The organism is Pseudomonas sp. HN2-3, from assembly GCF_020691745.1.
In the GTDB taxonomy this organism is placed as follows: domain Bacteria; phylum Pseudomonadota; class Gammaproteobacteria; order Pseudomonadales; family Pseudomonadaceae; genus Aquipseudomonas; species Aquipseudomonas capeferrum.
The window spans coordinates 4,353,472-4,363,903 of sequence record NZ_CP085704.1 but is presented as its reverse complement, the minus strand read 5'-3'; the positions used below and the strand labels follow the sequence as shown (position 1 = coordinate 4,363,903).

The 10,432-nt window shown below is 61.3% G+C and carries 9 protein-coding genes; 3 read left to right on the top strand and 6 right to left on the bottom strand.

Annotation, left to right across the window (positions count from 1 at the left end; genetic code table 11):
- Positions 1-178: 178 nt before the first annotated feature.
- On the bottom strand, positions 179-2,638 hold the full coding sequence (locus LJX93_RS19775; RefSeq protein ID WP_033699711.1) for a TonB-dependent siderophore receptor: 2,460 nt from the start codon (positions 2,636-2,638) through the stop codon (positions 179-181).
- Positions 2,639-2,767: 129 nt separating this feature from the next.
- On the bottom strand, positions 2,768-3,628 hold the full coding sequence (locus LJX93_RS19770) for a formylglycine-generating enzyme family protein (protein ID WP_077068505.1): 861 nt from the start codon (positions 3,626-3,628) through the stop codon (positions 2,768-2,770).
- Between the two features lie 441 nt (positions 3,629-4,069).
- Here LJX93_RS19770 and LJX93_RS19765 point away from each other — a divergent pair, with 441 nt between their 5' ends.
- Positions 4,070-4,951 (top strand): DMT family transporter, encoded by an 882-nt coding sequence (locus tag LJX93_RS19765; RefSeq protein ID WP_047583795.1) that lies wholly within the window; start codon positions 4,070-4,072, stop codon positions 4,949-4,951.
- Between the two features lie 4 nt (positions 4,952-4,955).
- On the opposite strand, the gene LJX93_RS19760 is transcribed toward LJX93_RS19765, so the two are convergent.
- Positions 4,956-5,414 carry a DUF4265 domain-containing protein gene (locus LJX93_RS19760; RefSeq protein ID WP_033699708.1) on the bottom strand — a complete coding sequence of 153 codons (459 nt, stop codon included), beginning with the start codon at positions 5,412-5,414 and terminating at the stop codon, positions 4,956-4,958.
- A gap of 13 nt (positions 5,415-5,427) precedes the next feature.
- A complete protein-coding gene (locus LJX93_RS19755) occupies positions 5,428-6,303 on the bottom strand; it encodes a DMT family transporter (RefSeq protein ID WP_227696302.1) in 876 nt (291 codons plus the stop codon).
- A gap of 149 nt (positions 6,304-6,452) precedes the next feature.
- On the opposite strand from LJX93_RS19755, the gene aceK reads away from it, so the two are divergent.
- Complete coding sequence (gene aceK, locus LJX93_RS19750) at positions 6,453-8,168, top strand: bifunctional isocitrate dehydrogenase kinase/phosphatase (protein ID WP_156311266.1); 1,716 nt, start codon at positions 6,453-6,455, stop codon at positions 8,166-8,168.
- Between the two features lie 29 nt (positions 8,169-8,197).
- Here the strand turns inward: aceK and LJX93_RS19745 are convergent, their stop codons facing one another.
- On the bottom strand, positions 8,198-9,058 hold the full coding sequence (locus LJX93_RS19745; protein WP_033699705.1) for a DUF6279 family lipoprotein: 861 nt from the start codon (positions 9,056-9,058) through the stop codon (positions 8,198-8,200).
- A gap of 129 nt (positions 9,059-9,187) precedes the next feature.
- Here LJX93_RS19745 and LJX93_RS19740 point away from each other — a divergent pair, with 129 nt between their 5' ends.
- Positions 9,188-10,024 carry a S1 RNA-binding domain-containing protein gene (locus LJX93_RS19740; protein WP_033699704.1) on the top strand — a complete coding sequence of 279 codons (837 nt, stop codon included), beginning with the start codon at positions 9,188-9,190 and terminating at the stop codon, positions 10,022-10,024.
- Here the strand turns inward: LJX93_RS19740 and LJX93_RS19735 are convergent, their stop codons facing one another.
- Positions 10,025-10,405 (bottom strand): hypothetical protein, encoded by a 381-nt coding sequence (locus LJX93_RS19735; protein ID WP_033699702.1) that lies wholly within the window; start codon positions 10,403-10,405, stop codon positions 10,025-10,027.
- Between the last annotated feature and the right edge of the window lie 27 nt (positions 10,406-10,432).

The following is a 10,432-nucleotide window of genomic DNA, read 5'->3' as shown; positions in this document are numbered from 1 at the left end:
GGCAAGCAAGCTCAGGTGAGGCGGCGCTTGGTGGGGAGGATTTTAGTGCGCGGCCTTTCGAACAGTCGACACAGTAACAGGAGGGATTGATACAGAGAGGACGAGAGGATCAGAGAGGGGGGAGAGCAGCAGAGTATGGCCAGACCCAGGAGCAAGCCCAGGTTCTGGCCAACGAGCCTCAGAAGTCGTAGCGCAGTGTTACCGTGGCGTTGCGTGGTGCCCCGTAATGACCATAACTGCCAGCCATGCCAGCGTAGTACTTCTTGTCGAAAATATTATTGACGTTCAAGGTGGCGGCAAGGCTCTCATTGATCCGGTAGCGCGCCATCAGGCTGGTGACGAAGTAGTCATCCTGGGTCACATGGCTGTTGTAGCGGGCAAAGTTCAGCGTGGATTTCGAGTTCCAGTTCACACCACCGCCCAGGGTCAGTTTTTCCCACTCGCCAGGCAGTCGGTAAGTGTTCCAGAAGCGGAAGGTGTCCATCGGTAGTTGCGGGGTCAGGCGCTTGCCGTCAGCATCTTCGGTGCGGGTATGACTATAGCCGGTAAAGACATTCCAGCCGGGCAGCACTTCGCCCGACAATTCTACGTCCACACCTTTGGTTTCTGCACCGTCAACTGCGCGAGAAGCGATGAGACCACCCGAGTCAGGAACCACTTCATTGGTCGACTCGGCCAGGTTGTCTCGCTTGACCATGTACAACGCAATGTTGGCGTTCAGCCGGCCCTCGAGGAACTCACCTTTCCAACCTAACTCGTAGTTCTTGCCGACTTCAGGATCAAGCGGTTTGCCTGTGATATCTACGTTATTCTGTGGCTTGAAAATGTCGGTGTAGCTGGCATAGACGGATTGCTCATTCGTCAGGTCATAGACGATGCCTGCATACGGCGTGACGACACCGCGTTCTACCATTTTGTAAGGCGCGGGTTCATTACCAATACGCCACAGGGCGTAGTCGAACCGATAATTGGACGCCCGTGCCCCGAGAATCAGATGCAGATCATCGGTCAAATTAAAGCGGCTCGCCACAAAATAGCCGGACTGGCGGTTGGAAATATTGTACTGAATGCCGGGAATGATTTCGTCATCACCCGGTTTGGGGGTCTGGTTATCCCAATCGTAAAAATTGATATTCACATCGGGTCCAGAATCACCCCGGTGTTTATTTTCGTACTCGAGATAGTTATACCCAACTATCAGTTCGTGTGTTTGCCCCAACAGTTGGAATGGCCCCTGGAGCGTGGCGTCGACGCCTTTTTGGTGCTGTTTGGCAGTCACGATACCTGCGCTGATTTCGGTTGAACCATCGAGCTCCAGATAAGAGCGGTTGGTCGTAGTCGAGTAATAGGATGAAAACGAATCACGGTCAACATCCATGTAGGCAGCCGCCAGCTTGAATTGCCAGTCGTGGGCCAGTTGCTGCTCAAGGCCAAATGTGTAATTGGTCGTCGTGTAATCGTCGTAACCCCAACGTGCATCAGAACTGGTCGAGCGGGAAAAGTTTGTGGGTTGGCCGTTGGTGTAAATGATAGGTACACCCGGTGCACCGTTGACTTTGTAAGTCTGGCGATCAATCCCGAACCGAGCCACTGTGGTGTCTGTTACATCAGCTTCAACAACACCGTACAAGACATCTCGGTCTTGCGTGTACCAGTCCATGAACGTGTGGTTGTCCTGCTTGGCGGCAAAGAAGCGCCCCCGAACTCGACCGTCATCCGTCAGCGGGCCAGAGACGTCAGCTTCTGCGCGGTAGTAGTCCCAAGAGCCAACGCCTGCCTGAATGTGAGATTTGAATTCGCGTGTTGGACGCTTGCGGATCACGTTGACCACGGCACTGGGGTCACCTGCCCCCGTCATCAGGCCGGTTGCGCCACGGACGATTTCGATACGGTCGTACAACCCCACGTCCATAAGCGTACTGGGCATGTTACGCGTCTGGTTATCCTGATAGGTCGTCACACCATCAAACTGATAGATATTGATAGCGCTACCGCGAGAATAAATGTTGAAGCGTTCGCCACCATCCTGCGACATGGTGATGCCAGGGGTCTGGGTCAGGACCTCGTTCATGCTGCCCAGATGCTGGTCGTCCATGCGTTGACGCGTAACCACTGTAATGGTCTGGGGCGTTTCGCGAATAGAAAGGTTCATCTTGGTGGCCGTGCTGGTAACTCCCGTTGTGTAGGAGCCCGTTCCTTCCGTGGTTTCGCCCAGCCCGGCACTGTTCACATTGGTCGCTGACAGTTCGATTTGGCCGTCTTTTGCCGCCGCGCTGGCCGTCACGGTCACGGTATTACCATCAATCTGATACCGCAGCCCCGTCCCCTGCAACAGAATCCGCAACGACGACTGCAGATCATGCCGCCCCTTCAGCGCCGAAGACCGCAGCCCGCCAATGTCTTCCGGGCTGTACAGCAGCTGCGTATCCGTCTGCTTGGCCAGCGCCTGCAGCGCGGAGTTCATCGACTGCGCCGGGATATCCAGCGTCCACTCCTGCGCCTGCACCTGGAAAACCAGCGCGCTAGACAGCGCCAGGCCCATGCCGATGCGTGACAGCGCATGCCGGGGACGAAGCGAATGACGAATCAGTAAGGCTTTGGCGAGCGGGTTGAGCGCACTGGGCAAGGGCTTGGACATCGGGTTGCGTTCTCGTTGGCAGAGGGGTTTTTTTCTATGTGCTGTATGTGACGCAGCACCTGTGAAAAACCGGAACGATTCTTATTGACTGTTTTTTTCGCAGGCGCAGCGTTAACCGTGTCACACGTTTCAGAGTTCGCGTGCTACGCGGAAACCGAGAAAATCACCACGGGTGGTTTTCAGCCGGTCATTGCGGTTGGCCGAGCGCGAGAAGATCGGTGGCTCACCCCAGTCGTTGCCGCGCATGTGCGCGCGGATGCACGTGGGGTCCTGGACCCAGGCGCTGCCGTCGCTGGGGGCGCCTTCGTAGCTTTCGTGGTAGCAGTCGGCGACCCATTCGTAGACGTTGCCGTGCATGTCGTACATGCCGAAGGCATTGGCCGGGTAGCTGCCCACGGGGGCGGTGAAGGTGTAGCCATCGCGGGGGCCATAGGTGTTGGCGTGCTTGCTGATTTCGTACTTGCCCGGCTCATCGAAGGGGAAGGGGAACGGGCCGGTGGAGCCGCCGCGGGCGGCGTATTCGCGTTCGGCCTCGCTGACCATGCGGTACGGTTTGCCGGTTTTTTTCGCCAGCCATGCGGTGTAGGCCTGGACTTCGTCATAGTCGACGCACACCGCAGGTTGGCGGGCGGTTTGTTTGTAGGTTGGCTTGCTGGCCTCGCACCAGCGGCCGGGGCGGTCGTCGCCGCTCTTGATGACGGTGCCGGTGGCCTTGATATAAGCGTCCAGCTCGCCAGCGGTGACCTGGTAGCGGCTCATGGCGAATGGCTTGGCAAAGGTCACGGTATGCAGCGGGCCTTCGTCGGGCTGGCGGCCGACTTCGTCGTCGGGGGCGCCCATCACGTAGCTGCCGGCGGGCAGCACTACCATCTCTGGGCAGTCCTTGCAGTCCTGGAATACGTCACCTGGCTTGGCCGCGTGGGCGTAGGCGCTGACCAGCAGCAGGCAGGTGATCTGGGCTGGCCGGTAGAGCCAGGTTTTTGCGTTCATTGGGGGTCCTCGGAGCGGGTGAATGCGTGCGGCGTTTCGCATTCAGACGAGCCAAGGCGGTGAAAAATTAACCAGCGGCCGCCCCTGCATCGGTCGGTTTAGCGAGTTGCCAGCCAGAAAACGCCGGGCTATAGTCCAGGCCATTGATCTCATCCGAAGACCTGTTCATGCCTGCCATCCCTTCCACCACATGCTTTGCCCTCGCGCCAGTCGCGGGCAGTGTCGTGCGTGGCAGCCAGCAGCCGGCCATGATCAGTCACTACCCACCACCTGTCAGTGGCGTTGTAGGCGGCGTAGCTCCGCCTCGCTGCGTGGTCGTGCTGGGCTGATCGGCTTTTTGCCGCATCCCACCGCACCCGCAACCTACTGAACACGGTCGGCTACTTCCCTCGCTGAAAGTTCGCCCTCCGTTCGGCTTATTCGCCCGAAAGGTGGCACTACATGTCTGTCATTTCCAAAGCATCCGTGGCCTCGGCGGCCACCACCAGCCTGTTCGTCCTGCTGTGGAGCAGCGGGGCAATCGTCTCCAAGCTGGGCCTGGCGCACGCCAGCCCGTTCGCCTTCCTGCTATTGCGCTCGGCGCTGGCACTCGCCGGCCTGTTGCTGATCGGCCCGTTGCTGGGCTTGCGCTGGCCGCGCAGTCGCGGGGCGATTGTGCGCGCCCTGGGCACCGGCTGTGTGCTGCTGGGGGCCTATCAGATCTTCTATCTGTTGGCGCTCAATACCCATGTCACCCCCGGCGTCATGGCCACGGTGATGGGGGTGCAGCCGATCCTTACTGTGGTACTGATGGAGCGTCAGCGCTCCTGGAGCCGGTTGTTCGGCCTGGGGTTGGGCCTTGCCGGGCTGGTGATGGTGGTCTATCAGAGCATCAACCTTGGCGGGGTGTCCCTGGCCGGCATGCTGTTTGCGCTGCTGGCGTTGGGCAGCATGACCTTTGGCTCGATCCTGCAAAAACGCATCACCGACAACCCCATGGGCACGCTGCCGCTGCAGTACCTGGCAGGGTTTGCCCTGTGCGCGCTGTTCGCGCCGTTGCAGCCGTTGCAGGTGCAGTGGAGCGGTGGTTTCGTCGGTGCGCTGTTGTGGATGGGGCTGGTGGTGTCGTTGCTGGCGACCTTGCTGCTGTATCGCCTGATCGCCAAGGGCAACCTGGTCAACGTCACCAGCCTGTTCTACCTGGTGCCTGCGGTGACGGCGGTGATGGACTTCCTGATCTTCGGTAACCGCCTGGCACCGCTGAGCCTGCTGGGGATGGGGCTGATCGTGGTGGGCTTGCTGTTCGTGTTCCGCAAGCCGGCTGCGCAATTGGCCGAGGCGTAAGCCTTTAGCGGAATTCTTCGGGGATGGTGTGCCGTAGTACGCCTTCCTCGAAGTCCAGCAGGTCGGCTTCGCGCTGGGTCAGCAGGTAGTAAAGCAAGGTGTCGAGCGAGCGCTGTGTGGCGACTTCGACAGCGAGCATCCTCACTGCCTGTTCCGCTTCGCATTTGCAGCCGAAATCCTCCAGTGCCGTGCGCACTTGGTCGAGGGTTTCCGGTGGCTTGACGATCACCCGGAACACCGAGCGGCCGCCGCTGCTGCGCAAGGCGTCGAACCAGGTTTCACCTGCTTCGTCCCGCGTGCCAATGATGTCGCCCGGTGCAATGCCGTAGACATAGAACGGGATGTTGTCGACTTCGTAGCCGCCCTCTGTTGCCTTGGCCCACAGGCCCTCGACCGAGGCGGGCGGGTAGCCGTCCGCGTCCTGCTGCAGGCGGAACAACACCTTCTTGTATGCATCGCTCATCGTGGCTCCTGCTTCATTTGCGTGCCGGGCGCAGCACCAGCCATAGGGCGGCGCCAATCAGCAGCCCGCCGTACAGGTGCGCCATCGACAGCGGCTCGTCCAGCAACCACGCGCCCCACAACACGCCGAATACCGGGATCAGGAAGGTCACGGTGCTGGCCTTGACCGGGCCGATTTCTTCCAGCAGACGGAAGTACAGGATATACGCGAATGCGGTGCACAGCAGGCCCAACCCGAGCAGCGACAGCCACGCGTTCCAGCCACCCCAGCTGGCGGGTGGCTGGGTCAGCGCGCTCCAGGCGAACAGCGGGCTCAGCAGCAAGGTTGCGCCGAGCATGCTGCCCAGGGCCGAGAGGCGGCTGTCCAGGCCGCTGACCCAGCGGCGGGCGAGGAAGCCGGCAAAACCATAACAGGTGGTGGCCGCCAGGCAGGCGAGGGCGCCTTGTAGCAGGGCCATGTCCAGGGCGACGGGGCCGGCGCCGCTGAGGATGCCGACGCCGAACAGGCCCAGGAAGATGCCGCAGAGTTTGGGCAGGGTCATCGGTTCGCGGAAGAACAGCACGCCGATCAGCACGCCCATCAGCGGTGTGGTGGCGTTGAAGATCGCCGAGTAGCCGGCGGGCAGTACTTGCGCGGCCACGGAGTAGAAAGTGGCCGGGATGCCCGAGTTGATCATGCCCAATACCAGGCAGGCGCCGAGTTTGCCCTGGAAGTCCCAGCGTACCCGCGCGGCGGCGAGGATGGCGATCAGCCCTAGGCAGGCAATCGACACCCGGAAAAACGCAGTCGGCACGGTGCCGAGTTCGGGGGCGATGATGCGCATGAACAAAAAGCTCGCCCCCCAGACAGCGGCAAGGGTCAGCAGGCGGGCTAGGGCGATGGGGCTCACAACGGTCTCCGGGTTTTGGGCAGGGCGCGAGTTTACGCCAGGGGGGAGCGGGATTCTTGTGCTTTCTTGCGCAGTGAATCGGTGCGCGCCCTTTCGCGGGCAAGGGACCGGCTAAGCTGTGTATCTCACCCTGCAACGAGATGCCTCGCATGCACCAGCACTGGCCCGCCGGCGAAATCGCCCGGATGATCCTCGACGGCTTCGATGACTACCGCGAGCACTTTCGGCGCATCACCCTCGGTGCCCGTGAGCGCTTCGAGCAAGCGCGCTGGCAAGACATCCAGCGCGCAGCAGCGGCGCGTATCAACCTGTATGAAGAGAAGGTGGCCGAGGCCAACGGCTGGCTACGCCAGCGCTTCGCCGAGGATGTATTGCTGGAGGTGGAGCAGTGGCCGCTGGTCAAGAGCGCCTACATTCGCCTGATCGACCCACGGCTCGACGATGAGTTGTCCGAGACCTGGTACAACTCGCTGTTCTGCAGCCTGTTCAGCCATGACCAGATCAGCGACGGCTGCATGTTCATCCACACCACCCGGCCGTCGATGCGCAGCCACGAGCGCGCCGCGCAAACCCGCACCTACGCACTTGGCGATGGTCTCAAAGGCTTGCTGCGGGCGATCTTCGCCGACTACCCGTTCGATGTGCCCTATGGTGACCTGGAAGGCGACCTGACGCGCCTGGAAGAACAACTGCGCGAATGCCTGCCGGACTGGGTGTGCAAGGACCCGGCACTGGCAGTCGAGCTGTTCTCGCCGGTGCTGTACCGCAACAAGGGCGCTTACCTGGTCGGCCGCCTGTACACCCCCGACGAACAGTGGCCGTTGGTGATCCCCTTGCTGCACCGCGAAGGCCATGGCATCGAGGCCGATGCGCTGATCACCGACGAGGCCGAGGTGTCGATCATCTTCTCCTTCACCCGGTCTTATTTCATGGTCGATGTGCCGGTGCCGGCGGAGTTCGTCAACTTCCTCAAGCGCATCCTGCCGGGCAAGCACATTGCCGAGCTGTACACCTCGATTGGTTTCTACAAGCATGGCAAGTCGGAGTTTTACCGGGCGTTGATCAACCACCTGGCCAGCAGCGACGACCGTTTCATCATGGCCCCGGGGGTGCGCGGGATGGTCATGAGCGTGTTCACCCTGCCGGGCTTCAATACGGTGTTCAAGATCATCAAGGACCGGTTCGCGCCCTCGAAGACGGTCGACCGCGCCACCGTGATCGACAAGTACCGGCTGGTGAAGAGTGTCGATCGGGTAGGGCGCATGGCCGATACCCAGGAATTCGCTGATTTCCGCTTTCCGCAGAGCAAGTTCGAGCCGCAGTGCCTGGCCGAGTTGCTGGAGGTGGCGCCGTCCACGGTCGCGTTGGAGGGTGACACGGTGCTGATCCGCCACTGCTGGACCGAGCGGCGCATGACGCCCCTCAACCTGTACCTGGAACACGCCAGTGAAGGGCAGGTGCTCGAGGCGCTGGAGGATTACGGCCTGGCCATCAAGCAACTGGCGGCGGCGAATATCTTCCCCGGCGACATGCTGCTGAAGAACTTCGGCGTCACCCGCCATGGCCGGGTGGTGTTCTACGACTATGACGAGATCTGCTTTCTGACCGAGGTGAACTTCCGCCATATTCCACCGCCGCGCTACCCGGAGGACGAGATGTCGGGCGAGCCGTGGTACTCGATCGGGCCGCATGATGTGTTCCCCGAGGAGTTTCCGCCGTTCCTGTTTGCCGATATGGGCCAGCGGCGGCTGTTCAGCCGGTTGCATGGGGAGTTGTATGACGCGGATTACTGGAAGGGGCTGCAGGCGACGATTCGTGAGGGGAAGGTGATCGATGTGTTTCCGTATCGGCGCAAGTTGCGGTGAACCCGGGGCCGCTTTGCGGCCCCAGCATGTCAGCCCTTCAAACACTTCAACTCACTGAAATCATTCCGCACCTTGCCCAGCCGCTGCTGCAGCAACTGGCGCTGCGCCGGGGTACTCAGTTGCATCAGGTCGACCAGCAACGTGCGCGCCTGTTGCTCGGTGTTCTGGTAGGCCATGCGATATGCCGGCGTCCACAGGCTCTCCTTGCGCTGTAGCAATTGCGCCAGGCGTGGTTCGAAGCTGGCGTCGCTACGCTGGTCCATCGCCAGCACCAGCTGTTGCTGCCAATGCGCGCGGTTGGCGATCCACTGGCGGTTCTGGTCGCCCAGCGCCTGTGACCAGGCTTGCACCCGCAGCCGCTGCGCCGCACTGAGCTCACCCAGCCACGGCGTCAGGCGTTTTTCCATGCGTTCGGTACGGCGGGCAATCTGCTTGGGCAAGGGCGTGTCGACATACTTCTTTTGTCGCTCGCTGATGTCGTCGCGGAAGGCCTGGCGCATTTCTGCCACCTGGGCGTCGCTCATGCCACGTAACAATTCGGTAGCGGAAGGGGTGATCTCTTCGGCTACACGGCCTATGGCCGCGCGCGCTTCGCGGGTGCGTTGCTGCAACGCCTGGTCGGTCACCTGGTCCTCGGCGACCATGGTGCGCACCCGGTCCAGCCAGTCGAGGTAGCTGGGCAGCTGGGTTTTGCAATGCCAGGCCAAGTGCTGCTTGAGGCGCTCGTCGAGCAGTACTTTCTGCTCGCGGTTCATGTCCAGATAGTCGCCCAGCGACCACGGCACCAGGCGGTCGAGGTTGCGGTAGGCCAGGTCTATGCGGCTGCACGCCGCCAGGGCCAGGGCGAACGCCACGGCGATGAGCAGGGGCTTGAACAGGCGTGAAAGCATGTGCTGATCCTTGCAGTGGCTGCCAGTCAGTAGACGCAAGGGTAAGGTGGCGGTTCCACCGAATCAGCGGTCAGGCAGCGCGGCGGCTTCGGGTGTAGAATAGCCGTCTTGTCTTGAGGAACATCGGAAATGGCTCTGCTTGGGCGTTACAACAGTTTGCAAATCGTTAAACACGTGGAATTCGGCCTGTACCTGGACGGCGGCGCCGATGGCGAGATCCTGCTGCCGGGGCGCTACATCCCGAAGAACGCCGAGACCGAGGTCGACGATTGGTTGAACGTGTTCATTTACCTGGACAGCGAAGACCAGCTGATTGCCACCACCGAGAAGCCCAAGGTGCAGGTCGGTGAGTTCGCCAGCCTCAAGGTCAAGGACATCAACGGCGCCGGCATCTTCCTGGACTGGGGCCTGCCCAAAGACCTGCTGATGCCTTACTCGGAAGAGTTGCAGCCGCTGAAGATCGGTGACTACTGCGTGGTGCACGCCTACCTCGACAAGCGCACCCGCCGCATCACCGCAACGGCGCGCCTGGACCGCTACCTGGACCGCACCCCGGCCGATTACCAGGTGGGCCAGCCGGTCGAGCTGCTGGTGGCGGGCGAGACGCCTATGGGCTTCAAGGCGATCATCAACAACCGCCACTGGGGCCTGATCCACAAGAACGAAGTGTTCAAGTTCCTGCGCTCGGGCATGCACGAGAAGGGCTTCATCAAAGAGATTCGCCACGACGGCAAGATCGCCCTGAGCCTGCAGCCAGTGGGCGCCGCCCTGGCGGACAGCCTGCAAGAGCTGATCATGCAGCGCCTTGAAGCCGAAGGCGGCATGCTGCCGGTGTGCGACAAGAGCGACCCGGCAGTGATCAGCAAGCTGTTCAACGTCAGCAAGGGCAACTTCAAGAAGGCCATTGGTGCGTTGTTCAAGCAAGGCCGCATCGTCATCCATGACGATCGCATCGAGCGGGCCTGATCAGTCCTGCACGAAGGTCCGGAAGTCCAGCTGCTCGCCACCTGGGCGGGTGTCGCGCAGCAGCGAATCGCGGTCGGCGCTCAGGGCCAGGCTGATGGTCGAGCGGCGCTTGCCGGGCTTGCGCACTTCCATCTGCTCCAGGTGAGCCTTGAGGAAGTTGGTCGGCACCTTCAGGTGCTGTAGTTCATCGGTGTCGGGGGTGTGCAGCAGCAGGTTGACCCAATCGGGCTGGCCCTTGCCCAGCAACGCTACCGGCACCTCGAACCACCACAGGTTGCGTTTCGGGTCGAGGATAGCGAACAGGGTGTTGCTGCTGGTCAGTACTGGCCGGGCCAGTGCTTCGTTACGCCGTGCGATGGCGGCGGGTTTGTCGAGTTTCATGCAGGTTCCTGCGGGTTGACGCTTGAT